General features: G+C 68.0%; 22 protein-coding genes. 11 read left to right on the forward strand and 11 right to left on the reverse strand.

Annotation, left to right across the window (positions count from 1 at the left end; genetic code table 11):
* Window position 1: 1 nt before the first annotated feature.
* Window positions 2-316, reverse strand: coding sequence for a rhodanese-like domain-containing protein (locus ACUYM2_RS10160; RefSeq protein WP_481599950.1), 315 nt, complete (start codon window positions 314-316; stop codon window positions 2-4).
* A gap of 154 nt (window positions 317-470) precedes the next feature.
* On the opposite strand from ACUYM2_RS10160, the gene trxA reads away from it, so the two are divergent.
* The 4 genes from trxA to ACUYM2_RS10180 all read left to right on the forward strand — a co-directional run bounded on the left by trxA (window position 471) and on the right by ACUYM2_RS10180 (window position 4,092).
* Complete coding sequence (trxA, locus tag ACUYM2_RS10165; RefSeq protein ID WP_481599951.1) at window positions 471-836, forward strand: thioredoxin; 366 nt, start codon at window positions 471-473, stop codon at window positions 834-836.
* A gap of 219 nt (window positions 837-1,055) precedes the next feature.
* Window positions 1,056-2,333 (forward strand): MFS transporter, encoded by a 1,278-nt coding sequence (locus ACUYM2_RS10170; protein ID WP_481599952.1) that lies wholly within the window; start codon window positions 1,056-1,058, stop codon window positions 2,331-2,333.
* Window positions 2,311-2,985 carry a hypothetical protein gene (locus ACUYM2_RS10175; RefSeq protein ID WP_481599953.1) on the forward strand — a complete coding sequence of 225 codons (675 nt, stop codon included), beginning with the start codon at window positions 2,311-2,313 and terminating at the stop codon, window positions 2,983-2,985. The genes ACUYM2_RS10170 and ACUYM2_RS10175 overlap by 23 nt, the downstream gene beginning before the upstream one ends.
* A 72-nt stretch (window positions 2,986-3,057) precedes the next feature.
* Window positions 3,058-4,092 carry a Gfo/Idh/MocA family protein gene (locus ACUYM2_RS10180; protein WP_481599954.1) on the forward strand — a complete coding sequence of 345 codons (1,035 nt, stop codon included), beginning with the start codon at window positions 3,058-3,060 and terminating at the stop codon, window positions 4,090-4,092.
* A 44-nt stretch (window positions 4,093-4,136) separates the two neighbouring features.
* On the opposite strand, the gene ACUYM2_RS10185 is transcribed toward ACUYM2_RS10180, so the two are convergent.
* A complete protein-coding gene (locus ACUYM2_RS10185) occupies window positions 4,137-4,781 on the reverse strand; it encodes an FMN-binding negative transcriptional regulator (protein ID WP_481599955.1) in 645 nt (214 codons plus the stop codon).
* 55 nt (window positions 4,782-4,836) lie between these two features.
* A complete protein-coding gene (locus ACUYM2_RS10190; protein ID WP_481599956.1) occupies window positions 4,837-5,814 on the reverse strand; it encodes a DMT family transporter in 978 nt (325 codons plus the stop codon).
* On the opposite strand from ACUYM2_RS10190, the gene ACUYM2_RS10195 reads away from it, so the two are divergent.
* Window positions 5,813-7,225, forward strand: a complete 1,413-nt coding sequence (locus tag ACUYM2_RS10195) for an aminotransferase-like domain-containing protein (protein ID WP_481599957.1) — start codon at window positions 5,813-5,815, stop codon at window positions 7,223-7,225. The two genes, ACUYM2_RS10190 and ACUYM2_RS10195, sit on opposite strands and share 2 nt — an antisense overlap.
* Window positions 7,226-7,276: 51 nt before the next feature.
* The gene (locus tag ACUYM2_RS10200) at window positions 7,277-8,743 is read left to right on the forward strand and encodes an AAA family ATPase (protein ID WP_481599958.1); all 1,467 of its coding nucleotides are present in this window, start codon (window positions 7,277-7,279) and stop codon (window positions 8,741-8,743) included.
* On the opposite strand, the gene ACUYM2_RS10205 is transcribed toward ACUYM2_RS10200, so the two are convergent.
* Window positions 8,729-9,370, reverse strand: a complete 642-nt coding sequence (locus ACUYM2_RS10205; RefSeq protein ID WP_481599959.1) for a hypothetical protein — start codon at window positions 9,368-9,370, stop codon at window positions 8,729-8,731. The two genes, ACUYM2_RS10200 and ACUYM2_RS10205, sit on opposite strands and share 15 nt — an antisense overlap.
* 26 nt (window positions 9,371-9,396) lie before the next feature.
* The gene (locus ACUYM2_RS10210; protein WP_481599960.1) at window positions 9,397-10,122 is read right to left on the reverse strand and encodes a dienelactone hydrolase family protein; all 726 of its coding nucleotides are present in this window, start codon (window positions 10,120-10,122) and stop codon (window positions 9,397-9,399) included.
* A 241-nt stretch (window positions 10,123-10,363) separates the two neighbouring features.
* Here ACUYM2_RS10210 and ACUYM2_RS10215 point away from each other — a divergent pair, with 241 nt between their 5' ends.
* Window positions 10,364-12,055, forward strand: coding sequence for an HNH endonuclease signature motif containing protein (locus tag ACUYM2_RS10215; RefSeq protein ID WP_481599961.1), 1,692 nt, complete (start codon window positions 10,364-10,366; stop codon window positions 12,053-12,055).
* Window positions 12,056-12,199: 144 nt separating this feature from the next.
* Here the strand turns inward: ACUYM2_RS10215 and ACUYM2_RS10220 are convergent, their stop codons facing one another.
* Together ACUYM2_RS10220 and ACUYM2_RS10225 are read right to left on the reverse strand one after the other, a co-directional pair.
* The gene (locus ACUYM2_RS10220) at window positions 12,200-13,138 is read right to left on the reverse strand and encodes a 5'-3' exonuclease (RefSeq protein WP_481599962.1); all 939 of its coding nucleotides are present in this window, start codon (window positions 13,136-13,138) and stop codon (window positions 12,200-12,202) included.
* A 47-nt stretch (window positions 13,139-13,185) separates the two neighbouring features.
* The gene (locus ACUYM2_RS10225) at window positions 13,186-13,482 is read right to left on the reverse strand and encodes a hypothetical protein (protein ID WP_481599963.1); all 297 of its coding nucleotides are present in this window, start codon (window positions 13,480-13,482) and stop codon (window positions 13,186-13,188) included.
* A 129-nt stretch (window positions 13,483-13,611) separates the two neighbouring features.
* Here ACUYM2_RS10225 and ACUYM2_RS10230 point away from each other — a divergent pair, with 129 nt between their 5' ends.
* Together ACUYM2_RS10230 and ACUYM2_RS10235 are read left to right on the forward strand one after the other, a co-directional pair.
* Window positions 13,612-15,768, forward strand: coding sequence for a transglycosylase domain-containing protein (locus tag ACUYM2_RS10230; RefSeq protein ID WP_481599964.1), 2,157 nt, complete (start codon window positions 13,612-13,614; stop codon window positions 15,766-15,768).
* Window positions 15,769-15,812: 44 nt separating this feature from the next.
* Window positions 15,813-16,619, forward strand: a complete 807-nt coding sequence (locus ACUYM2_RS10235) for an SDR family oxidoreductase (RefSeq protein WP_481599965.1) — start codon at window positions 15,813-15,815, stop codon at window positions 16,617-16,619.
* A 30-nt stretch (window positions 16,620-16,649) separates the two neighbouring features.
* Here ACUYM2_RS10235 and ACUYM2_RS10240 read toward each other — a convergent pair whose 3' ends face one another.
* Both ACUYM2_RS10240 and ACUYM2_RS10245 read right to left on the reverse strand, forming a co-directional pair.
* Window positions 16,650-17,507: a 3-hydroxyacyl-CoA dehydrogenase gene (locus tag ACUYM2_RS10240; protein WP_481599966.1), complete on the reverse strand. Its 858-nt coding sequence runs from the start codon at window positions 17,505-17,507 to the stop codon at window positions 16,650-16,652.
* 26 nt (window positions 17,508-17,533) lie between these two features.
* On the reverse strand, window positions 17,534-18,166 hold the full coding sequence (locus tag ACUYM2_RS10245) for a TetR/AcrR family transcriptional regulator (protein WP_481599967.1): 633 nt from the start codon (window positions 18,164-18,166) through the stop codon (window positions 17,534-17,536).
* A 69-nt stretch (window positions 18,167-18,235) separates the two neighbouring features.
* Between ACUYM2_RS10245 and ACUYM2_RS10250 the strand changes: the two genes are divergently transcribed.
* Complete coding sequence (locus tag ACUYM2_RS10250; protein WP_481599968.1) at window positions 18,236-20,647, forward strand: alpha/beta fold hydrolase; 2,412 nt, start codon at window positions 18,236-18,238, stop codon at window positions 20,645-20,647.
* A 54-nt stretch (window positions 20,648-20,701) separates the two neighbouring features.
* Here ACUYM2_RS10250 and ACUYM2_RS10255 read toward each other — a convergent pair whose 3' ends face one another.
* The gene (locus ACUYM2_RS10255) at window positions 20,702-20,965 is read right to left on the reverse strand and encodes an antibiotic biosynthesis monooxygenase (protein ID WP_481599969.1); all 264 of its coding nucleotides are present in this window, start codon (window positions 20,963-20,965) and stop codon (window positions 20,702-20,704) included.
* A gap of 176 nt (window positions 20,966-21,141) precedes the next feature.
* Here ACUYM2_RS10255 and ACUYM2_RS10260 point away from each other — a divergent pair, with 176 nt between their 5' ends.
* Complete coding sequence (locus tag ACUYM2_RS10260) at window positions 21,142-22,215, forward strand: DNA polymerase IV (protein WP_481599970.1); 1,074 nt, start codon at window positions 21,142-21,144, stop codon at window positions 22,213-22,215.
* 808 nt (window positions 22,216-23,023) lie between these two features.
* Here ACUYM2_RS10260 and ACUYM2_RS10265 read toward each other — a convergent pair.
* On the reverse strand, window positions 23,024-23,785 hold the full coding sequence (locus ACUYM2_RS10265) for a GAF and ANTAR domain-containing protein (protein WP_481599971.1): 762 nt from the start codon (window positions 23,783-23,785) through the stop codon (window positions 23,024-23,026).
* Window positions 23,786-23,803 lie beyond the last annotated feature (18 nt).

The raw sequence follows: 23,803 nt of genomic DNA on the forward strand, positions 1-23,803 counted from the left end.
CTCACTTGCCCCAGCCACTGTAGGCCACCGGATGGCCGTTGCGGTACCACTCCGTGATGCCGCCCATGACGTTGACGGCGTCGTAGCCTTGCTCCCTAAGGAAGGCGGTAGCCCGGACGCTGCGGCCGCCGGAGGCGCACATGACGTAAACGGTGCGGCCGATCGGAACATCGCCAAGGGTCTGCGGCAGCGCCGATAGCGGGAGGTTCTTCGTGCCGGGAACGTTGGCCTCGGCATACTCCTCGGCTTCCCGCACGTCGATGATGGGAACACCGGGCACGAGTGCCGCCAGGTCGTCAACAGAAATGCTTTTCATACTGCTTTCCTTTCAGGCTGCCGGGAGCCCCGGGCGGGAACTTGACCCTTCCATCATGATACCCCCGGGGGTATTTTCGCAAGCCGGACCCCGCCGCCGGCACGCCTGCGATGCACGCTTGCCTGCAATACCCCCGGGGGTATATATTCGAGACATGGCAACCATCGACATTTCTGAAAAGACCTTCAACGACACCATTTCCGGCAACGACATCGTGCTGGTGGACTTCTGGGCAGCCTGGTGCGGTCCCTGCCGCATGTTTGCCCCCACGTTCAGCAAGGCGTCCGAAGCCCACCCCGACGTAGTTTTCGCGAAGGTGGATACGGAGGCCGAGCCCGGGCTCTCCGCGGCGGCACGCATCACGTCGATTCCCACCCTGATGGCCTTCCGCGGGGGTATCCTCGTCTTCTCCCAGCCCGGCGCCATGAATGCCAGCGGACTCGATGAACTCATCACCGCTGTCAAGGGCCTTGACATGGACGACGTCCGGGCCAAGATGGCCGCCGCACCCGCGTCCTAACCGTCACAGACCACCCCAGCACTACCCAGCAGTACCCACCAAAGGAGAAAACAATGTGCAGTTCCGTCCGTTGCAATAGCTGTGGAAAGATCACCTGGGCCGGCTGCGGCGAGCACGTCGAGTCCGTCATGGCCAACGTGCCCGCCGAACAGCGCTGCACCTGCAAGTGATCGCTCCTCGACCGGCCGGGATGCCGCAGTCACTGCGCCCCGCCGGGCGATGATGCCGCCCCGGCCCGCGCCCGTGCGGGAGCACCTTCCTGGCCGCGCTTCGCAGCGGAAGGTGCTCTCCGTGCTGGTCGGCGGCCAGATACTGGGCGGCATCGGCATGGGCGCAACCCTGTCCCTCGGTTCGCTGCTGGCAGCCCAGCTGTCCGGCTCGCCGGCGTGGGCCGGCACGGCCGCGACCATGAGTACCCTCGGCGCGGCCCTCGCCGCAATCCCCCTGGCCCGGCTCGCGCTCGCCCGGGGACGCCGGGTGTCGCTGTCCACCGGAGCCCTCATCGCCGGTGCCGGCGCGGTCATCGCGATCAGCTCCGCGGCGCTCGCGGTCTTCCCGCTGCTCCTGCTGGGGCTGATGCTGCTGGGCTCAGGCTCCGCGGTGAACCTCCAGGCCCGCTTTGCCGCCACCGACCTGGCCAGGCCCGGTTCGCGGGCCCGCGACCTCTCCGTGGTCGTCTGGTCCACCACCATCGGAGCCGTGCTGGGGCCCAATCTCTTCGGCCCCGGGGAAACCGTCGGCGCAGCCCTCGGCCTGCCGCCCATGACCGGGGCTTTTGCCTTTTCGGTGGCGGCCCAACTGGCCGCCGCCGCCGTCTACCTGGCCGGGCTTCGGCCGGACCCGCTGCTGGAAGCGCTGAAATCCGGAGACCGGCCCGGGGAAACTGCCCCTCCGCAGCCCGGACTGCGGATCCTTCGCCTTAACCCCCGCGCCCGGTACGCCGTCGTCGTGGTGGCACTGAGCCACGCCACGATGGTGGCTCTGATGTCCATGACGCCGATTCACCTGCGCGAGCACGGCGCAAGCCTGACGATCGTGGGCTTCACCATCAGCCTGCACATCGCCGGAATGTATGCACTCTCCCCCGCCTTCGGCTGGCTTGCCGACAAGGCCGGACGGCTGCCGGTTGTGCTTTTGGGCCAGGCCATGCTGCTGGCCTCCCTTCTCATCGCCGGCTTCGCCGCCGATTCCCGCACGGCCGTGACGGTGAGCCTCATCCTGCTGGGCCTGGGCTGGTCCGCCTCGGTGGTCGCGGGCTCCGCGATGGTGGCCGAATCCGTCTCCGGGCAGGACCGGCCGGCCATCCAGGGCCTGTCCGACCTGGGCATGAACGCCGCCGGGGCCCTCGGTGGCGCCCTTGCGGGTCCGGTCCTTGCCGCGGCCGGCTATTCCGGGCTCGGCTTCCTGGCCATCGTGCTGGTTGCTGTCGTCATCGGCTGGACCGCCGTCCGGACATGGGCAAAGACGGAAGAACATGCCGCGGCACAGCAGGGCTGAGCACGAGCCGGCCGGCGCGGGCCGATGGGAACGTCCGGACAGGCTGGAGCGGCTGCGCCGGGACTGGCGTTCGCTGCGCAGCTGGGAGCGCCCCCGAATGGTGGCTGCCGGGATTACCGCCTTTGCCGCCGCAGCGGCCCTTGCCGCCGCGAACGGTGCGGCCGGAACGGGCCCGGCCTGGGCCGGCGCCGCCTGGGCTGGCTGGTGGTACTTCCCGGCGATCGCCGCGGGGTCGCTGCTCGCCGGACTCGTTGTCGGCAGCTATCTCCGGGCCCCGATCGGCGCAGAAGCCACGCTGTGCGACACCCGGTGGCCGGTGCTCGGTCTCGCCGGACTGGCGCTGGGAACCTCCCCCGGCCCGGACAGTGTCCTCGCCTACTTGTTCAGCTGGGCGGCCCCCGTGGTGTTGGGCACCGTGATCCAGCCGGCCGCGTCGCTCGCCTCCCTGGCCCTGCTGGGCTGGGCGCTGCGCCTGCGCCTTGATCTCGAAGGGGCAGCCCTGGCTCCCGACGGCGGTGCGCCGTTCGGCACCGGCTCCTGCCCTACCTGCCGGCCGCTTTTTCCGCCGGACCGCGGAACCGTCGCCTCCGACGGGGACGGTCTGCAACAAACGGGCGCCGGTACGGTACCGTCAACAACACGCCGGCAGTAACCTGCGACGCCCCTGGGACCAGCACCGCTGCCGCCGCACCGACCATCTGCGCTTGGCCGAAGGGAACCCACGATGTCAGACACCCCCACCACCGCCTCCCCGGATCGCCCCGACGGCCCGGGAAGCGGCATCCGCTGGGGAATCCTCGGCACCGGCTTTATTGCCGGACTGCAAACTTCGGACCTGCTGGAGCACGGCTTCACGGTCCAGGCGGTGGGCTCCCGGAACCTCGCAACGGCCCGCGGGTTCGCCGGGAAGTTCCAGCTGCCCACGGCCCATGGCAGCTACGAAGCGCTGGTCAACGACCCCGACGTCGACGTTGTCTACATCTCCTCGCCGCACCCTTTCCACTACGAGAACGCCATGCTCGCCCTGGCCGCCGGCAAGCACGTGCTGGTGGAAAAGCCGTTCGCCATGAACGCGTGGCAGGCTCAGGAAATCGTGGATCTCGCCGCGTCGAAGGGCCTGGTTGCCCTCGAGGCGATGTGGACGCGCTACCTGCCGCACATGGCCCGGATCCGGGAACTGATCGCCGCGGGCGCTCTGGGCGAGGTCCGGACCGTGATCGCGGACCACAACCAGAACCTGCCCAAAGACCCGGAACACCGGCTCAACGACCCGGCCCTGGGCGGCGGCGCCCTCCTGGACCTGGGGATCTACCCCGTGTCTTTCGCCTTCGACGTATTCGGGGCGCCGGTGCGGATCCAGTCGGCTGCCAGCATGACGGGCACCGGCGTCGACCGCCAAACGGCCATGATCTTCGAATACGGGGACGGCGAGCAGGCAGTGCTGCACTGCGCCCTGGACACCGCCGGGCCCAACCGCGCCGCGGTGATCGGGACCGCAGGCAGCATTGAGATCGACCCGGTCTGGTACACCCCCACCGGCTTCACCCGCTACGACGACAGCGGCAACGTTCTCGAGCGGTTCGACGAGCCGGTCACCGGCCGCGGCATGCAGTACCAGGCGTGGGAAACCGAGCGCCTTATTGCCGCCGGCGCCGTCGCCAATGACATCCTGTCCCCGCGCGAGAGCGTCCAGGTCATGGCGGCGCTGGACGCAGTCCGAAGCCAGATCGGACTCAGCTACCCCAGCGACGCCCGCTAGCGCGGTCGGTGCCGGCGTCCCCGCGGCAAGACGCCGCCGCCCCCCTACAGCCCCGCGGCCGGGCGCCGCGCCGGGCGGGCTCGTTCGACGTCGGCCGCGCTGGCTTGCTGCCCGCTGGCCTCGAGCCCGGCCACGACGCCGTCGATGTCCTGGTCCGGGCGGTTCTGGCTGAGTTTGGTCTTCGCTTCGATCCTGCTGATCCGCAATTCGACGCCGACGATGGCGCGCAGCTGGCCCGCGATGTAGCGCTCCGGCGCGTCGTGGACGGACCAGGGCTGCCCGGAACGACTTTCGTTGAATTCCGTCAGCCGCCTGACATGGCCGGCGAGCCAGGCGGGGTCGTCGTGGATCACCAGCGTGCCGTAGACATGGGCCGTGGAGTAGTTCCACGTGGGGACGACGCGCCCGTGTTCGACCTTGGAGGCGTACCAGCTGGGGGAAATATACGCATTGGCACCCTGCATGATGGCCAGCGCCTCGCCCATCGCGGGTTCGGACCACTGCGTGTTGTTCCGCGCCAGATGGCCCTGCAACGTGCCGTGCGCACCGCCGGAAGGGTCGTAAAGCAGCGGCAGCAGCGTCGCGATCATGCCTTGCGCAGTCATGGTGACCAGGTTGGCGGCCGCCGGGGAAGCAAGGAGGTCCTGGATGGCCCCGGGGCTGGCGGCGAAGTGCGCTGGGATGTACATGGGATGCTCCTCTGGCTTGGGTGTTGAAGGTGCGCAAACGAGGGAACTTGAAGCGTCAGGGCCGGGGCTGTACCGGCGCCGGTTTCAGGCGGGTACGGACCGCGAAGCCCGCGCACGCGATGACCGCGGCACCGCCCAGCAGGGTAGTCTGCGTCAGCGGTTCGCCAAGCAGCAGCGCCGCCCAGGCGATGCTCAGCACAGGCTGGATGAGCTGGATTTGGCTGACCCGGGTCATGGGGCCGATGGCAAGGCCGCGGTACCAAGCGAAGAACCCGAGGAACATGCTGACGACGCCCAGGTAGGCGAAGGCGGCCCACTGCGACGGAGTGCCCGATAGCGGCTGCTGGGCCGCCGCTACGCCGGCCAGGACGAGCATCAGCGGCGCCGTGAGGACTAGCGCCCAGGACACGGTCTGCCAGGCACCGAGCTCGCGGGCCAGCAGCCCGCCCTCGGCATAGCCCACGGCTGCGGCGGCTACGGCGCCGAGCAACAGCAGATCCGCCCACTGCGGCTGCCCGAAGCCGCCCGGCCGAGCGAAGGCGAATCCGATGGCCGCGGCTGCGCCGGCAGCCGAGGCGAGCCAGAAAGCCAGGGGCGGACGCTCATGGCCGCGCAGAACGGCGGCGGTGGCGGTTGCTGCCGGGAGCAGGGCGATCACCACAGCGCCGTGGCTGGCAGGCGCGCTGGTGAGGGCGAAGGAGGTGAGCAGCGGAAAGCCCACGACGATGCCGCCGCCCACCACGGCGAGCCGGGCCCATTGAGGCCCCACCGGGAAGCGCTGCCGGGTGAAGGCGAGGGCGAGGGCTGCGAGGACTGCTGCCAGGACTGCCCGGCCGGAGCCGATGAACAGGGGCGATAATCCGGCCACGGCCACCCTGGTGAGCGGAACGGTAAAGGAGAAGGCCGCAACGCCGGCCAGGCCCCACCACAGGCCGCGGCCCGGCGAGCTGGACTGGCCGCCAGGGAGATCCCTAGACCAACGGGCCAGTATCACCGGGCGCACAATGTCAGTAGCGCTACTATTGTCTCTCATGAACAACGATAGCAGTTCACGGATCGTGGAACAGTTGCGCGACTGGATCGCACGGGCGGCGCCTGGATCGCGGCTGCCGTCCACGCGGTCGCTGGTGGCCGAGCACCAGGCCAGTCCCGTCACAGTGCAAAAGGCCCTGCAGGCTCTCACCACCCAGGGCCTGATCGAGAGCCGGCCCGGCGTCGGGACCTTTGTGCGGGCGGTCCGGACGGCGCGGCCCTCGGACTACGGCTGGCAGACGGCGGCCCTGCGGACGCCGCACGCGCCGCTGCGTTCGGCGTCGACCGCCATGCGCAGCGCGTCGAACGAGGTGATCGCCCTGCACTCCGGCTACCCGGCCCGCGAACTGCTGCCCGAGCGGCTGGTCCGGTCGGCGCTGACCAGGGCGGCGAGGGGCGAGGCGGCGCTGTCCCGCGCACCGGCTGCGGGGCTCCCGGAGCTGCAATCCTGGTTCGCGCACGAGCTGGGCACCTCGACGGCGGCGGGGGTCACCCCGCCGGCAGCGAGCGACGTCGTCGTCCTGCCCGGAAGCCAAAGCGGGCTCAGCTCGATCTTCAGGGCGCTGGTGGGCAGCGGGCAGCCGCTGCTGATGGAGTCCCCCAGCTACTGGGGGGCCATTCTCGCCGCTGCCCAGGCCGGCGTCCGCGTCGTCCCCGTTCCGAGCGGCCCGGACGGCCCGGACCCTGACGACTTGGACCGCGCCTTCGAGGAGACCGGGGCGCGGCTGTTCTACGCGCAGGCCAACTATGCCAACCCGACCGGGGCGCAGTGGACACTCCGGCGCGGCGCAGAGGTCCTGGAGATTGTGCGCCGGCACGGTGCCTTCCTTGTGGAGGATGACTGGGCCCACGACTTCGGCATCACCTCGGACCCCTCCCCCGTCGCCGCCCGCGACGATTCCGGCCATGTGGTGTATCTGCGGACCCTGACGAAGAGTGTATCGCCGGCCATCCGGGTCGCCGCGGTGATCGCGCGCGGCCCGGCCAGGGAACGCATCCTCGCGGACCGCGGGGCCGAATCGATGTACGTCAGCGGCCTGCTGCAGGCCGCTGCCCTTGATGTTGTCACCCAGCCCGCCTGGCAGACGCACCTGCGCAGCGTCCGGCACCAGCTCCAGTCGCGCCGCGACCTGCTGATGTCGAGCCTCCGCGAGCACGCCCCGCAGGCCCACCTGACACTGGTCCCCAAGGGCGGGCTGAACCTCTGGGCCCGCCTCCCCGACGGGACCGACGTCGAGCAGCTCAGCGCCGACTGCGAGCGGGCAGGGTTGCTGATCGCCGCCGGCACGGAATGGTTTCCTGCCGAACCCGCCGGCCCCTTCATCCGGCTCAACTACGCCGGGCCCAACCCGGGGGCCTTCCCGGAGGGGGCCCGCATCCTGGGCCAGGCCATCGAACGCAACGGCCGCTAGCTAGGGCCGGTAGCCAGGGGCGCGGTTCCGGCAGGCTGGTAGGGTCTGCGCATGGATGAAAATTTGGGGAAGTTCATCGAGGATTTCGCGCAACTGGTGCAGCTGGCACAGGCCGGGCAGCACCGGGTGCCTGCCGGGACGCAGCTGCTGACGACGCTGAGCGAACACCTGGGGGTGCCGGCCGGAACGGTGGCCGTGGTAGTGGAGGAGATCCCACCGCACCGGTTCGTGGATGCTGACATCCAGATGGCCGGGCTGGCGGACGAGGACCCGGAGCACCGGCTGGTGGGCATCGGCGGCGGTGACCAGCGCCACCATCATTCGCTGAGTGACATGCTGCAGCAGGCGCAGGTCTTTCCGCAGTTCCCGCTCGCCCAGCCCGACTACGCCAACCTCGCGGTGGGCCCGGACGAGCTGCGGCAGGCCGTGGCGCTGGGATTGTGGCTGTTCAGCCACGGCGGCCGTCCGATCGCGGTGCTGCAGCGGGACGCCAACCCCCGCTACGGCCGGCAAACAGCGTCCCTGGAAGTCCTGGGCGGCGACACCGAGGCTGCCGCGAACTTCCTCGCCGAGTTCCGACGTCGGATGCAGCACCACAGCATCCTGAAGGGGCAGGTCATCTCCCTGGTCATGGGCGAATACGGGCCCAGCGCGGCGGGCGTGACCTTCCATTCCCGGCCGGCGCTTACCGCGTCCGATGTCATCCTGCCGGACGGGCTGCTGCAAAAGGTGTCGGACCACGCCCTAGGCATTGCGGAGCACCGGGACACCCTCAACCGGTACGGGCAGCACCTGAAGCGCGGGATCCTGCTGTACGGGCGGCCCGGCACCGGAAAGACCCACACGGTGCGTTATCTGTTGGGCCGCAGCGAAGGTGCCACCGCCATCCTGTTGTCCGGCGGATCGCTCGCCCGGATCTCCGAGGCGGCCACCATGGCGAGGGCGCTGCAGCCCTCCATTGTCGTGCTCGAGGACTGCGATCTCATTGCCGAGGACCGGAGCTTCGGGCACGGACCGCAGCCGCTGCTCTTCGAGGTGCTCGACGCGATGGACGGCCTGGCCAGTGACGCGGACGTGGCGTTCGTCCTCACCACCAACCGGGTGGACATGCTGGAGCGCGCCCTCGCGCAGCGCCCCGGGCGGGTGGACCTGGCGGTGGAGATTCCGCTGCCTGCGCAGCCGGAGCGGGTGGCGTTGCTCAGACTGTATTCGCGCGGGATTCCCTTTGGCACGGCCGCGCTTGAGGAGGCAGCGGACCGCACCGAGGGCACCACCGCCTCGTTCGCCCGCGAACTGGTCCGCCGCGCCGTCGTCGCCGCCGCCCTGGACGACGTGCCGGTCGCGGACGGCCACCTCGCCTCTGCCGTGGAGGACCTGATGGCCGACGGCGAGGCGCTCACCCGAAGCTTGCTCGGCAGCGGCGGCGGAGCTGCTGGTTTCGGCGCTGGCGGTGGCAACTTCGGTGGCGGCGGGCCTGCTGGCGGCCCTGTTGGCGGCGGCGGCTCAGTGGCTTTCTGATCCGGCGAGCCGTTTAAGGTTTGAGAACTGGCGGGTCTGCATGACCCAGTGCGAGGGCTCCAGCAGGAGCACACTCAGCAGGGGCTGAAGCCATTTAGGCCGGAGCGACCAGTACCCGCTGACGACCAGCCGGCTGCGCCCGTCCGCCGTGTCTTTCAGCTCGAATCCCCAGAGCGAGTCAGTGAAGTACCGCGGCCTCACACCTGCCGGGTCGAACGGACGCCCGTGCAGATCAAGTGACATGCGTAGACCCAGAAACCGCTCGGGATCCAGCGCCGCGACCTCCCACCACTGGCTGCCGTCCGGTTTTGCCGCCAGCCGGTCCCCGACGGCGATGTCCTGCCATTCCGGATGTATCGTTCTGGCACTGCGGCGCCCGAAGTTATCCAGACGGTCCCAGCTGTACCAGCCGGCCCGGTCGGTTCCCATCTGTACCAGCCAGGACCACACCCGTGTGGGGGGTGCATCAATCGCCACCGCCATGGTCGCGCTTCGGACGCCGCCAGGAACGATTCCGGCTCCCGGGTAAGGTCCCTGGACTTCGTTGTTGGTGGCACCGGCGCGCAGCAGACGCGGCCGCGCAACTGCCAGGTACGCGACGATACCGGCAACAACACCCCCGGCCATGGCACGTCGCCTCGCTGGACTCTTCGTCATCGTTGGTGCTGCCCTTCAGCGTTGAGGTGCTTCCGAAAGAACGCAAGGATGCGCCTGCGGGCGTCCTGGGCCGAGGGCTCGTGATAGCCAGCCGCCGCCAGTTTTGCGAGCAGCTGGTCTCCGAATGTGAGATCCGACGGGCCGTGTTGATTCAGGAATCCGTGTCCCGCGCCCGGGTAGACCTTGATGTCGTGGTCTATGCCGGCGTCAGTCAGCAGCGGTTCCAGCCGTGCCGGCACATTGCGCACCCCCGGCCAGCGGTCCGCGGCGCCGTAGCTCGCAACGATCGGACAGGCACGAGGCATCGCCCGCGCTGTAGCGCCGTCGAGTCCGCCATAGTTCACGCTGGCCGCTGCGAAGTCATGATCCGGGGCGAGCATAAGGGCGAAGCCTCCACCCATACAGAAGCCGATCACTCCGACCAGGCCCGTGCAGTCGTTGCGAGCCGCAAGCCATGCCCGGGCGAGGTCCAAGTCGCCGAGCGGCCGCCAGCCCCGGATGAGGGACCACGGGCAGGCCGCCCTGCTCCCCCAGTAGAACAGATCCGGTGCTACGGCCAGGAACCCCTCACCGGCCAGCCAATCGGCCTGCCGCCGGGTGTCGCGGCTCAGGCCAAGCGCGTCATGGATGACGACGACGCCGGGCCAGGGCCCGGCGCCGGCCGGCATAGCGAAGTAGGCAGGCATTTTCCCGCGTTCGGTGCCAATGCTCACTTCGGTCATGGGGGCTCCCGAAAGGTTCGAAACAATCGCGATGTGAATATCGGCTTACCAGTCCCGTTCCGGGCGCGGAAGATGCGGTGGGCGCGGCGTTGGGTAAATGAGCGGTTCGTCTGGTCTAAATGCCGTAGTAACTGATGGAACCGGCCGCACTGCCGCGCGGGTTGTCCGTGGCGCCGTAAGTGTTTGTCGGCTGCCTTTCAGCACGTCAGAAAATGTCGGTGCCCGCATCTAGGCTTTGGGTATGAGCAGCGGGGTGGCTTTGAGTGCGGAGATCGGTGCGGCGGCGGCGGCCGTCGCGGCGTCTTCTGCCGTGTTGGCTGCCCTGCTGGAGGGCACCGGGACGAGCTGTGGTTCGGCTGGTCTGGGCGGGCTCCGCGGCGTTGATCCGTTGCGTGAGGTGGCGGATGCGTGCCTGGACGGGTTGGCGGAGGTCGCCCGGTGTGAGTCCCGGCTCGCGGCGTTGAAGGCTTTGCTGACCGCCGGGTACGTGCGCTCCTCCCAGGCCCTGGCGCGGCCGGCGGCGAACCTGCGGGACGCTGCGATGCAGGAAATGTCAACGGTCGCGGAAATCGCCTGTGTGTTGACGGTCAGTGAACGCGCCGCCGGGGCGCTGATCTGCGATGCCCTGGCCCTGACGGAGGTACTCCCGCTGACCCTCGCCGCGCTGGGTGCAGGTGGGCTGTCGTGGCAGCACGCCCGGGTCATGGTCGATGAGGCCGCGAACCTGGATGCGGCCGGCGCGGCGGCGCTGGAAGCGCATTTCCTGGACCCGGACGCACCGGCCCCGGCCCGCGGCTGCCCGGCCGGGGAACTCGTCCCGGGCCGGTTCCGGGCGAAAGCGCGCACCTGGCGCGAACGCCACCACCCGGTCAGCATCGAAACACGCCACACGGGAAGCGCCTATGACCGGCGGCTCGAGTTCGAACCGGACCGGGACGGCATGGCCTGGCTGCGCGCGTACCTGCCCGCGGACACCGCGGCCGGGATCTGGGAACGGACCACCACGGCCGCCCGGGCGCTGCAGGGCCCGGCCGAGACCCGGACCCTCAACCAGCTCCGCGCCGACATCGCCGCGATCCTGCTCCTGACCAACAACCTCCCCGCCACCGCCACCAACACCAGCCGCGGGGCAACAGGCGGAGCAACAGGTGTGGGCGTTGGCGTGTCCGGGGGTGTGCCGGTTCCGCGGGCGCAGGTCCTGGTCACCGTCCCGGTGCTGTCGTTGCTGGGTGTGAGTGAAGAGCCGGCGATGCTGGACGGGTACGGGCCGATCCCGCCCTCGATGGCCCGGCGGCTGGTCGCCGAGGGGGCCGGGTCGTTCTACCGGGTCCTGACCGACCCGCGCGACGGGGCGCCGCTGGAGATCGGCCGGACCAGCTACCGGCTCCCCAAAGCAATGCGGCAATGGCTGCGGCTGCGGGACGGGAAATGCCCGTTCCCGGGCTGTAACAACCCGTCACTGGACAACGACGCGGACCACCTCCTGGCCTGGGCCGACGGCGGCACCACCGGGATCAGCAACCTGGGCCAGCCCTGCCACAAACACCACTACCTCAAACACAGCACCGCCTGGACCCCCACCCCGGCCACCACCACCGGCCCACCCGGCTGGACATCACCTACCGGCCGGCACTACGCCAGCGAACAACAGGACTGGGAACCACCCCACTGGCCCAACGGCCTCCCCTTCACCGACACCACCCCGCTCCCGGGCACCACCTCGACCAGGACCGACCCGGACCACCCCCTGCCCCTGGACCCCGGCGGCAACCCCGACCCGGACCTGCCCCCGGACCTGCCGCCGGACCCGTTCCCGGACTGGTACCACTTCACCGCCCTGGACGAACCAACAGACCAACACCCCGACGACCACACCCGGCCGGACACGCCCCCGGACCCTTCCCCGGACTGGGACCTGGTCACGGCGGCGTGACGGCGCAGCTGGCCACCCCGGCTGTGGAGACTTCCTGGACCTCACTATCGGGGACAGTGAGCGTCGCCCCGGCTGGGCAAGCTGATATGGAGGACAGGGCACGGGGCGACGGAGTCCGCTGCATCACGCGCCGGTGAGGATGAGTCAATGCCGTAGCTCAAACGCTTCGAGGAGTCGTTTGACCGAGCCGCCAAGGTTCCACTCGGAGCCAAGAGCCACGAGCTCAGCCCGGGCATCGCCAGCGATGGGCTGCAGTTGTGCACCGGCCTCTTCGAGCGTCGGCAATTTGAGGTCCCGCACGACTTTGACGACATCGGGCGCGACTGAGAGATAGTCCGCGGCCGCCTCGAGTTTTGCGCGCACGGACGTCGACAGCCCGCTGCCCGCAGACGCCGCTGCGGTGAGAAGGCCGGCAAGGGTGTCGTATTCGGCAAGCAGCGATGCGGCGGTTTTGTCGCCGATGCCGGCCACGCCTGGCAGCCCGTCGGAGGTGTCACCGCGAAGCGTCGCGTAATCGGCGTACTGTTCCGGCAGCACGCGGTACTTACCGACAATGACCGCATCGGTCACCACTTCGAGGTTCCTCATGCCGCGCGCGGTGTAGATCACTCGCACCCGCCGGGCGTCGTCGACGACCTGGAAGAGATCGCGGTCGCCCGTCACCACGTCCACCGGAAACTCTGCGCGACTGGCGTACGTGCCGACGACGTCGTCGGCTTCGTGTTCGGCAGCTCCGACGACGGCGATGCCCGCAAGCCCGAGCACCCTGCGGATCATGGGAATCTGTGCGGTAAGCGCATCCGGCACGACCTCGACGTCGGGAGCGCCCGCCATTGCCTCGGCGACCCGATGCAACTTATAGCCCGGGAGCCGCTCGACCCGCCATTGCGGACGCCAATCATCATCCCAGCAAGCGATGAGATGCGTCGCGTGGTAATCGGTGGTGAGTCGCGCGATCATGTCGAGCAGGCCGCGAACGGCGTTCACCGGCGTGCCGTCGGCCCGGCGGATTGTGTCCGGGACGCCGTAAAAAGCACGGAAATACAACGACGCGGTATCAAGCAGCATCAGGCGCTGGGGCATAGCCGATCCTTACACGGATACGCGCCCATGTCAGCCGGAGGTGAGCGTCAGTCCCAACCCGTGGCGGGGCGCAGCTCGCGGGATATCGCCGCAAGCAGCCGGACATTGAAGTCGACGCCCAGCTGATTCGGGACGGTGACGAGGAGGGTGTCCGCCTCGGCCACGGCGGCTTCCCGGGCCAGCTCCTGCACCAGCTGTCCGGGTTCCCCGATATAGCTGCGCCCGAACCGGGCAAGCCCGCCGTCGAGATACCCAACCTGGTCCCGGGCATCCGTCTGGGCACGCAGCCCGAAATGGTGGACGCGGAAGAAGGCTCCGTCGACGCCGACTTCCTCCGCCGCCACGGCCAAGGGGAACCAGTCCCCCGGAAGCGGGCCACGTCCCCACCGCGGCAGGGCCCTCCGGCACTGGTCCGTCGGCAGAGTCCCGGCGTATTCTGAACTCAGCTTTTGAGCCTGACAGCTGGACAGAAAATGGCGCCGAAAAAAAGAATCGGATCTCGGCTGGCCGCGGCCCTGCGGAGGGTCCTCGGGTTCTTGACAGTGAGCGCCTTCTGCGGTGTTCTGGTCGCCAGTCTGCTGGTGCCCGGCGTCGCGGCCGCGGGCGTTGCCGTCAGCAGATCGATCACCTTCTTCAACAACCTCCCTGCCGAACTGGCCGTCAGTCCGCCGTCGCAGTCAACAAAAGTACTGAGTGCGGACGGGAAACTGATCGCCACCTTCTTTGCGGAGAACCGGGTAAGGGTCAAGCTGGATCAGATGTCCCCGTACATCAAGGATGCCATTGTCGCCATCGAGGACAGCCGCTTTTACGGGCATGCCGGCGTCGACCCGCAGGGGATTCTCCGGGCACTCGCCTCCAACCTGACCGGCGGCGGCAGGCAAGGCGCATCCACCCTGACCCAGCAGTACGTCACGAACGTGATCAATGAGTCCTTATTGTCGGCGGACCGCAGCAATCAGGTCATCCTCAGCGGGCAAAAGAGCATCGGCGACAAGGTGCGCGAGATGAGGCTCGCCCTTGAGCTGGAAAAGAAGTACACCAAGGACCAGATCCTGGAGGGCTATCTCAACATCGTGTTCTTCAACCGGGACGCGTACGGCATTGAGGCCGCAGCCCGACACTTCTTCAGCACCACCGCGAAAAACCTCACCCTGCCGCAGGCTGCCCTGCTCGCCGGGCTGGTCAACAGCCCCAGCTTCTACGACCCCGCCGTCCACCCGGACAACTCCATCACGCGGCGCAACCAGGTCCTGGACAAGATGCTCAGCGAGAAGAAAATCACACTAGCTGCCCATGACGCCGCCGTCGCCAGCCCGCTCAGGCTGAAGATCGCCACCGCTAAGCAGGGCTGCTCCGCGGCGGAGATGGCGCCGTACTTCTGCGACTACGTCTCCCACCTGATCCTCAACAACCCTGCGTACGGAGCCGAGGCCACGGACCGGGAGAAGAAGCTGTACCGCGGCGGCCTGACCATCACCACCACGCTGGACAGCAGGCTGCAGGGGGCCGCGCAGGCACAGGTCAACGCCACGGCCGGGGCCAACCCGGACAAATGGGGCGCTTCGCTGGTGACCATCGGGCCGGGCTCGGGCAAGATCCTCGCCATGGCGCAAAACACCGTGTTCCTTCCCACCCGCGGGAAGTTCGATACCCAGCTGAACTTCAACGTCGACGCCAAGGACGCCAACGGCAACGACCTGAATGGTGCCGGCGGATTCCAGCCCGGATCCACGATGAAACCGTTTACTTTCGCGGAGTGGCTCAATGAGGGCAAATCCTTGGTCGCCGAGGTGGACGCGTCCCGGCGGAAATACCCGCTGGACTTCCCGTGGAAGTCCAGCTGCGGCAAGGTCCTCGGGGCCTACAACTCGGCGGAGAAGGCCCTCGGCGCCGCTGATGACCTGCAAAACAACGACCAGGGCTACTACCGCAAAATGCCAGTCAACTACGGGCTCTACAACTCCATCAACACGGCGACCTTCGCTGAGGCCGCCCAGCTGGACTTCTGCGGCATCCAGAAAATGGTGGACGCTGTGGGCCTCCACAGCGGCGTGGACAATGCCCGGGTGAACATGCACCAGCTGGGCAACCTGCTCGGCGCCATCGGCGTAGCCCCGCTCCACCTGGCCAACGCGTTTGCCACCTTCGCCGCCGACGGCAAATATTGCGCCCCCATCGCCGTCACGGCCGTGACCGATGCGGCCGGACGGGAGCTGCCGGCCCAGGCCAGCAACTGCCACAGCGCGGTGAAGCCCCAGGTCGCCCGCGGCGTGAACGCCGTGCTCCAGGACGTGCTGAAACGCGGGTCCGGAATCTACATCGAACCCAAGGTCCAGGACCGGGTCCCGGCGGCGGCCAAGACCGGCACCTCCAACAACAACGGGGCGACCTGGGTGGTCGGCTACACCTCCGGCCTCGCCACCGCCTCCTTCTTTGGCGACACCCTTGGCGGCCAGAAGCGGCCAGGCCGGAACATCACCATCAATGGCAAGTTCTACCGGAACATTGACGGCTACATGCTGGCCGGCCCGCAGTGGGCGAAGTACATGCTCCAGGTGGCCAAGCTTTACCCCGCCGCACCCTTCCCGCCGCCGCCCAAAGCCATGACGAAGCCGCCCAAGCCGTGACCAGGTCTTCACATCGGGAGGCCCTCCGCGGGCGCGTCGCGGTCGTGACCGGTTCGACACGTGGGCTCGGGTTTGCCATGGCCAGGGTGTTGGGGCAGCAGGGAGTGACCGTGGTGCTGGCGTCCAGATCGGGCGTTGATGTCGCCGCTGCCGTCGAGCGGTTGCGCGGGCAAGGGATCGCAGTGTCCGGACGCCCCTGCGACACCGCCGAGCTGGCCGACGTCGAGGCCCTGCGCGACGAGGCCCTCAGCCGCGGTTCGCTTGACATCTGGGTCAATAACGCCGGGATCTCCGGGGTCTTCGGGCCCACGGCATCCACGCCTGTGGACGACTTCACGCGCGTTGTGCGTACAAACATTCTCGGCACGTTTCACGGTTCCAGAGTTGCGTTGCCAGTGTTTCTCGGGCAAGGCCACGGCGATCTCGTGAACGTCTACGGCCAAGGCGACCACGGTCCGGTGGCACTGCAGAATGCCTACGCGTCAAGCAAGCGCTGGGTCCGGCAGTTCACCGAGACGCTGCGGCTTGAGACCAAAGGCACCGGCGTCCGGGTGCACGGCATGAATCCGGGCCTGGTGGTGACGGACCTGCTGGGACACATCACGTCCCAGCGCGGGTACGAGCACCGGCTGGGCGCGTTGCAGGTGGTCGTCGGATTATGGGGGCAGACCGCCGACGACGCCGCGCGCCCGCTCTTGGATCTCGTAACATCGGACGCTGCCGAGTTCCGGTATCTGACGAAGACCACCATGGTGACCCGCGGGGTGCGCAACGTGCTGGCCGGACGGCTCCGCCGGACTAACCGCATGCCCCTGGACGTCACCGTCCTGGACACGGACGGTCGAGGCTGACACCTGGGCCGCGCGGGGCGTGGGGCCGACTCAGTACGTGTAGAAGCCCTCCCCGGTGGCGACGCCGAGCTTGCCCTTGTCGATGTAGTGGTCCTTCAGGTACTGGGCGAACGCCTGCGAGCCGGCGTCAGGCGAGGACGCCGCGATGTTGTACGCGGTGGCCAGGCCAACGACGTCGAAAATTTGGAACGGCCCGCTCGGCGCTCCGGTGGCGATGCGCCACGTCTTGTCGATCGTCTCGGGGCTGGCGACGCCTTGCAGCAGGAGCCCCGCGGCTGCGTTCAGCAGCGGGACCAGCAGGGAGTTCAGGACGTAGCCGGCTTTTTCCTTCTTGATTTCGATCGGCTCCAGCCCGCTGTTTCGCGCGAACTCGACGACGGCGTCGAACGCTTCCGCGCCCGTTTCGGCGGTGCCCATCACCTCGGCGATGTTCTGCGCCCAGATGTTGTTGGCGTAATGGATGGCGAGGAAGCGGTCGGGACGGCCGGTGGACTCCTTGAGGTCGCTCGGCAGCAGGGTTGAGGAGTTGGTGGCGAAGATGGTCCTGGCGGGGGCCAGATCCGCGAGCCTGCGGTAGACCTCCCGTTTGAGCTCCAGCAGTTCGGGAACGGCCTCGATCACGAGGTCGGCGTCGGCGACGGCGTCCGCGAGGTCGGCGGTGAGGCGGAGGTTGCCGAGGGCTGACTCGGCCTTACCCTCCCCGGCACCGGGGACGTCCGCCGTCCGGTAGATGCCCGCAAGCCGGGCAAAGCGGGTCCGCGCCTTCCCAAGGGCGTCGTCGTCGAGGTCATAGGCCGTGACAGCGAAGCCGTGGAATGCGGCCTGGTAAGCGATCTGCGAGCCAAGCACTCCGGTGCCGAGCACGGTCACCGTCTTGATTGCGGGCATGGGAATCCTTCCTTTCGGCGCGGGCGTTACCGGCGGCCGGGGTTGACGGACCCGTAGATGCTGCGGATCCAGATGGTTGATAACACGTCCAAGGCGCGGGACTCTGCGATGGCGGGACTTTCCTGGTTCAGGACCGCGGTGATCACCCGCTCGTTCATCAGGTTGAGGCTCACCGCCAGGTCGCGGGCATCAATCCCCTCCGGGGCGGCCCCCCGGGCCTGCTCGGAGCGGATCACGTCGGTGGAGAAGTCGGCCCAGGACTGCATCGACTTGGACCAGAGCGCGCGCACCTCCTCGTTGCGGGCCCGCGCCGCGATGGCGGCCGTGGCAACGCCGCGGTGGGCCACGAACACCTCGACAAACATCCCGATGGACCGTGTCCACGCTTCCGCGGGGTCACTTTCGAAGTCCCGCGGCAGCCCACCGACCCCGTGCTCCACCTCGGTGATCACACGGTCCAGCAGGGCCAGCAGCACGTCATCCTTGGAGGAGAAGTAAAAGTAGAAGGTGGGGCGCGAGATGCCGGCACCCCGGGCCAGCTCCTCGATGGAAATCTCGTCGAAAGCCCGCTCGCCTAGGAGCGCCTCGGCGGTAATGAGAATCGCGTCCTGGCGTTCATCGCCCGAAATTCTTGCTGCGCGTCGTCCCCGTTGAGCCATGCGCCCATCCTAACCCGCGCTCTCAACACTGTGTTGACTCTTTCGACTTTTAGTCGATAACTTGGCCACATGAGCGAACACGTGGATGTGTTGATTGTCGGGGCAGGGCTGAGCGGCGTCGGTTTCGCCGCGCGGCTGCAGCGCGATCTCCCTGGAAAGAGTTTTACGATCCTGGAGTCCCGCGGGGCGGTGGGAGGCACGTGGGATCTCTTCAGGTACCCGGGCATCCGCTCCGACAGCGACATGTACACGCTCGGCTACTCGTTCCGGCCCTGGGCCGGCGCCAAGGCCATCGCAGACGGCGATTCGATTCGCGAATACGTCGAGGCGACCATCACGGACGAGGGCCTCGCACCTAAGATCCGGCTGCACCACCGGGTGATCTCCGCCGACTGGTCCAGCGACACCGCGCTGTGGACGGTGACGGCAGTCACCACCTCCGACGGCGAATACCGGCAAGACGCTGCGGCGGCCGGTCAGGACGCGACGGTGACCTTCACCTGCTCGTTCCTGTCCGTGTGCTCCGGATACTACCGCTATGACGAGGGATTCACCCCGGCCATCGAAGGGGCCGACACCTTCGCCGGACCGATCGTCCACCCGCAGCACTGGCCCGCCGACCTCGATTACGAGGGGAAGCAGGTGGTGGTTATTGGCAGCGGGGCGACCGCGGTAACCCTCGTGCCGTCCATGGCGAAGTCGGCCGCCAAGGTCACCATGCTCCAGCGCTCCCCCACCTACATCGCCCCGGTGCCGTCCCGGGACCACCTGGCCGACAGGCTCCGCGGCAAGCTGCCGGCGCAACTGGCGTACGACGTCGTCCGGGCAAAAAACATTCTCTTCTCGATGTTTACCTACCAGCTCAGCCGGCGCCGGCCGGAAACCATGAAGGCCATCCTCCGCAAGTCGGCCGTCGCCAAGCTGCCGGCGGGCTTTGCGGTGGACACGCACCTGGCGCCGTCCTATGAGCCCTGGGACCAGCGGCTCTGCGCGATCCCCAACGGGGACCTCTACCGCGCCATCAGCGCGGGCACTGCCGACATCGTGACGGACAACATCTCCCGGATTACCCCGCACGGGATTGACCTGGCCTCGGGCGCATCGATCCCGGCCGACGTGATTGTCACTGCAACAGGACTGAACCTGCTCGTGATCGGCGGAATGAGCCTCACCGTTGACGGCGAACGGGTGGATGTCGGAAAGACCCTGACGTACAAAGGCATGATGCTAGACGGCGTGCCTAACTTTGCGCTCACGATTGGCTACACCAACGCCTCCTGGACGCTGAAAGCGGATCTGGTGGCAGGCTACATCTGCCGGCTGCTGAAGCATCTGGACCGCCGGAACCTGCAGTGGGTGGCACCGAACGCTCCCGCCGGCGTCGCGGAGGCCGGGCTGACGTCCCTGATCGACCTGAAGGCCGGCTACATCCTGCGCGACGCCGACCGCCTGCCCCGGCAGGGCGCCGGCTCGCCCTGGCGGCTGCACCAGAACTACCTACGCGATTTCGCCCTGCTCAGGGCCGGCCGGCTCACCGACCACGTCCGGTTCGGGCGGCGCGGGCAGCAGGTGCGGGCGTCCGGACGGGGTACGACGGCGTCGGCCCCGGACCCGCTCTCGCTTCCTGGATCAGGGTACGTCGACGTCGGCGGCACGCGCTTGCGCTACCGGAAGACCGGCAGCGGGGACCCGGTGCTGCTCCTGCACGGGATTGGCCAAAGCCTCGAGGACTGGAACGAACAGCACGAGCGGCTCGCGGCGCGGCACACCGTCATCAGCGTTGACCTGCCGGGTTTCGCCTACTCCGAACGGCTCACCGGCCCGACGACCCTGGCCACGCTGGCGGGGACCCTGCCCGACTTCCTCGACGCCATTGGGGTGCACGGGCCGCTTCCAGTGATGGGCAACTCGCTTGGCGGCGCCGTCGCCATGAAGCTCGCCGCCGACCACCCGCATCGCGTCTCAGCCCTGGTTCTGGCCAACAGCGCCGGGTTCGGCAAGGAGGTTGCGCTGGTGCTGCGCCTGCTCGCGGTCAGGCCGCTCGCGGCACTCCTCCTGCGCCCCGATGCCACGGCATCCCGCCGCACGGTCCAGTCGCTGTTCTACGACAAAACGCTGGTGACCGACGGGCGCATCGGCCATGCCTTCGCCCTGTCGCAACGGGGCGCCCACCGGCAAACGCTCGTTGACGTCGCCCGCGACCTGGGAACCATCTCCGGTGTCAGGCCCGAATGGCGGAGCGACTTGGTCGGGGCCATGGGGCAGTTGAGCATCCCCACGCTCGTGGTCTGGGGCGACCACGACCACATCCTCCCGCACAGCCACCTGGCGGCGGCGACGGCGGCATTGCCGCATGCCGAGGCGCACGTCTTTGCGAAGACGGGACACATGCCGCAGATCGAACGTCCCGACGAGTTCGCCGAGGTGGTTGAGGGCTTCCTGTCGCGGGTCCCGGCAGGGCCTCGGACAGCAGTTCGCTGAGGGGCAGCTGTTTGCGGCCGCGTACTAGCCGGGCCGCCTAGCGGCAGGGCGCCCCTACACCGTCACCTTGTTCACCAGTTCGTGCTTCTCCGGGTTGACCTCCATGTGAAGGTGCGGCCTGACGTTGTTGTCGAACCAGTCATCGTGCTGGGAGGCACTGTCCCAGATCTCCACGACGGTCATCCCTCCCTCGTTCTCCCACGCGTAGTGGGCCCTGAATCCGGGGGCGGCCTTGAGCCTGTCGCTGAGGGCGGCAGCTATTTCTGCGTATTGTTCCCGGGTCAGGCCGGTCACGGGACTATTGACCAGGACAGACATGGCGGACTCCTTGAGTTGCGGTTGCCAGCCGGGCGGACGGGTCCCGCGGAGAGGGCCGACACAGGCCGATTTTACGCCCGCCGGGAGGGCGGTGACAGGGAAAACGTTGCCGCTCCAACGGCCGCTACTGGTGCAGAGCCGATGCCTGTCCGGGTGGTTTAGGGCAGACTGGTGGCGTGAGCGGAATCCGGTGGGTGCTGCACGTTGATCTCGACCAGTTCATCGCGGCGGTCGAAGTACTTCGACGGCCGGAGCTTGCGGGCAGACCGATTATCGTCGGAGGTCGGGGCGACCCCACGGAAAGGGCTGTGGTGTCCACCGCATCCTATGAAGCCAGAGCGTTCGGGGTGGGTTCCGGCATGCCCTTACGCGTCGCGGCCCGGAAAGTACCCGACGCCGTGATCCTGCCCGTCGATCACGAGGCGTACCTCGCGGCGTCTGAGACGGTGATGGCTACCCTGCAGGCGCGGCCCGGCGCCACCGTGCAGGTGCTGGGTTGGGATGAAGCCTTTGTCGGCATTGAGTCAGAGGATCCGGAAGCCTATGCCCGGCAGGTGCAGGCCGCCGTCCTGGAGCGAACGCAGCTCCACTGCAGTGTGGGCATCGGCGACACCCTGGTCCGGGCCAAAGTCGCCACCGGTTTCGGCAAGCCGGCCGGTATCTTCCACCTCACGGCCGCGAACTGGCTCGACGTTATGGGCAGTCGGCCCACCAAGGAGCTGTGGGGCATCGGAACCAAGGTGTCGGCCAGGCTGGCCAAACTCGGCATCAAAACTGTCGCCGAGCTCGCCGGATCCGACGCCCGGGAACTGGTCGCAGAGTTTGGCCCCCGGATGGGCCCCTGGTATGCCGAGCTTGGACGCGGTGACGGCGCCAGCGTTGTGGACGACAGCCCGTGGGTTGCCCGCGGACACAGCCGGGAGACGACGTTCCAGCGGGACCTCACCGAGGCCGCACAGGTGGATAACGCAGTCAGGGAGCTGACAGCGCGCGTCCTCGAGGACGTTATGGCCGAAGGACGTCCCGTGATAGGGCTGACCCTCAAGGTCCGGTACGCCCCGTTCGTCACCAAGACCCATGCGAGAAAGATCCCCGAGACCTTCGACCCGAACGACATCCTCGCGCGGGCCTTGGACCTCGCAGCCGGAATCGAAGCGGGTCGGCCCATCCGGCTTCTGGGACTCCGGGCCGAAATGACTATGCCGGAGGATGCCCGAAAGGGTCATACGCCAACACGCGGCGGCTGGTGACAGCGTCGTACGGCAACGCCACTGGCCGGCAAAAACGCGCTGATCGCCTCTTCACACAGGCTGTGCAGGGCGGACGGGCCGCCAGGACTGCGGACCCGAAGATCTGGCTCGTCGGACCGTTGCAGCCCGAGTCGGGCCGGGCGACGGGCCGCCGCTGCGTGGTAGACCCGGAATCGATCGTCACAAACAGGTCCGTGCCAGCGGTGATTTGGTAGTCTGAAGGAGGTCAGGCAGTGGCCTCGGTTCTTTTGCAAAGGACAGACTGTATGCCTGCGAAACTCTCCGTAACTGTCGCCGTCGACATGGATTCTGCTTCCGTCACCCTTCGGCCCGCCGGCAGTTTGACCCCCGAGAACGTCCAAGGCCTCCTCGCGGTGGTGAGACGCGCAGCGCGGGTCCTCCCCGGCTTTGGTGTTCTGCTTGACCTTGACCAGCTCCATGTCGGTTGCCCTGAAGCGTTCCGCGCCCTCTCACAGGCCGGCGCCCGAACAATTCACAGACATCACGCCCCTGGCGGGTATCGCCGCACTACCGCAGCACGGGCGGCCGCGTGACGGAACAATCCAGCTCCGAGTACTACGAGCGGGTATTCCATCGCTTCGGAAGGTGGCCGTTCGTACCCGCTGAAGACCTGCTGAAGTTGCGCCACTCCCTGCGCCAGGTGGAAAGGCTCGGAGGCCGGACCGGGGCCAGCGAACTCCTCCTCCTCGTCGATGAGGAAGTACACCGGCGCCGGTGCACACCACACGACGGCGGGCCTTCCGAAGGCCAGACGGGTGCGAACTGACGATCCGCCGCGGAGCTGCGTTCAGCTTGGACGCGGACGAACTTCGGGCGAAATTTCCCCGCTGCTGCACAGGTTTTCTGCCACATCACGCAGTTTTGTATTGGAAGTGGTGCTGGCGCGGCTGAGGACCAGGAAGGCTTGCTGGGCGGTCAGTTTGTAGCGCTCCATAAGGATGCCTTCGGCCTGGCCAATGAGTTGGCGCGAGATCAGCGCCTCGTTGAGCTGGCTGATTTTCTGGGAGTCGGCGAAGGCCACCGCTGCGTGGGCGGCGACGAGCAGCCCAATTTGCTCCGACTCGAGGTCGAAAGCGTTCGGACCGGCGCCGTACAAGTTCAACGCACCCAGTCGGTCGCCTTCGACGAACAACTGGATCGAAAGCATGCTGCGCGCCCCAAGCTCAACGGCGCCGCGGGAGAAGGCCGGCCAACGGGTCTCAGTGCTGAGGTCGGGCACCCGCACAATCCGGTCCTCATAGGCCGCGTCCAGGCAAGGCCCCTGCCCGAATGAACTTTGCAGAGCGTCGACCTTGCGGGGAAGGTCTCCCGAAGCGACCGGTGAATCGATGTTCTTCCGACCGGTGACTACGCTAATGGACGCATGGGCGGCGCCGGGGATGAGCTGGACGGCGGCCTGGACTATCCCGGAAAGGACCCTTCCCGGATCGTGCTCGTGCTGCAACTCCCTGGCCAGCTCGCTGAGCCGGGTGGCCAGTTCTCCACTGACTTTCCCGCCCTGTCCTGGCTTCCCGGAAGGGCCGTCCATTCTTGACGCGTCCGTGTTCATCGGCTCACCTCAGTTCTT

This window comes from Arthrobacter sp. SD1074B (genome assembly GCF_056780195.1).

Coding starts and splice junctions, on each gene's coding strand:
- ACUYM2_RS10265 (WP_481599971.1), bottom strand. CDS start 23,785: ATGAACACGGACGCGTCAAGAATGGACGGCCCTTCCGGGAAGCCAGGA.
- ACUYM2_RS10240 (WP_481599966.1), bottom strand. CDS start 17,507: ATGCCCGCAATCAAGACGGTGACCGTGCTCGGCACCGGAGTGCTTGGC.
- ACUYM2_RS10250 (WP_481599968.1), top strand. CDS start 18,236: ATGAGCGAACACGTGGATGTGTTGATTGTCGGGGCAGGGCTGAGCGGC.
- ACUYM2_RS10230 (WP_481599964.1), top strand. CDS start 13,612: ATGGCGCCGAAAAAAAGAATCGGATCTCGGCTGGCCGCGGCCCTGCGG.
- ACUYM2_RS10200 (WP_481599958.1), top strand. CDS start 7,277: ATGGATGAAAATTTGGGGAAGTTCATCGAGGATTTCGCGCAACTGGTG.
- ACUYM2_RS10205 (WP_481599959.1), bottom strand. CDS start 9,370: ATGGCCGGGGGTGTTGTTGCCGGTATCGTCGCGTACCTGGCAGTTGCG.
- ACUYM2_RS10170 (WP_481599952.1), top strand. CDS start 1,056: ATGATGCCGCCCCGGCCCGCGCCCGTGCGGGAGCACCTTCCTGGCCGC.
- ACUYM2_RS10180 (WP_481599954.1), top strand. CDS start 3,058: ATGTCAGACACCCCCACCACCGCCTCCCCGGATCGCCCCGACGGCCCG.
- ACUYM2_RS10195 (WP_481599957.1), top strand. CDS start 5,813: ATGAACAACGATAGCAGTTCACGGATCGTGGAACAGTTGCGCGACTGG.
- ACUYM2_RS10220 (WP_481599962.1), bottom strand. CDS start 13,138: ATGCCCCAGCGCCTGATGCTGCTTGATACCGCGTCGTTGTATTTCCGT.
- ACUYM2_RS10255 (WP_481599969.1), bottom strand. CDS start 20,965: ATGTCTGTCCTGGTCAATAGTCCCGTGACCGGCCTGACCCGGGAACAA.
- ACUYM2_RS10160 (WP_481599950.1), bottom strand. CDS start 316: ATGAAAAGCATTTCTGTTGACGACCTGGCGGCACTCGTGCCCGGTGTT.
- ACUYM2_RS10245 (WP_481599967.1), bottom strand. CDS start 18,166: ATGGCTCAACGGGGACGACGCGCAGCAAGAATTTCGGGCGATGAACGC.
- ACUYM2_RS10215 (WP_481599961.1), top strand. CDS start 10,364: ATGAGCAGCGGGGTGGCTTTGAGTGCGGAGATCGGTGCGGCGGCGGCG.
- ACUYM2_RS10175 (WP_481599953.1), top strand. CDS start 2,311: ATGCCGCGGCACAGCAGGGCTGAGCACGAGCCGGCCGGCGCGGGCCGA.
- ACUYM2_RS10190 (WP_481599956.1), bottom strand. CDS start 5,814: ATGAGAGACAATAGTAGCGCTACTGACATTGTGCGCCCGGTGATACTG.
- ACUYM2_RS10185 (WP_481599955.1), bottom strand. CDS start 4,781: ATGTACATCCCAGCGCACTTCGCCGCCAGCCCCGGGGCCATCCAGGAC.
- ACUYM2_RS10210 (WP_481599960.1), bottom strand. CDS start 10,122: ATGACCGAAGTGAGCATTGGCACCGAACGCGGGAAAATGCCTGCCTAC.
- trxA (WP_481599951.1), top strand. CDS start 471: ATGGCAACCATCGACATTTCTGAAAAGACCTTCAACGACACCATTTCC.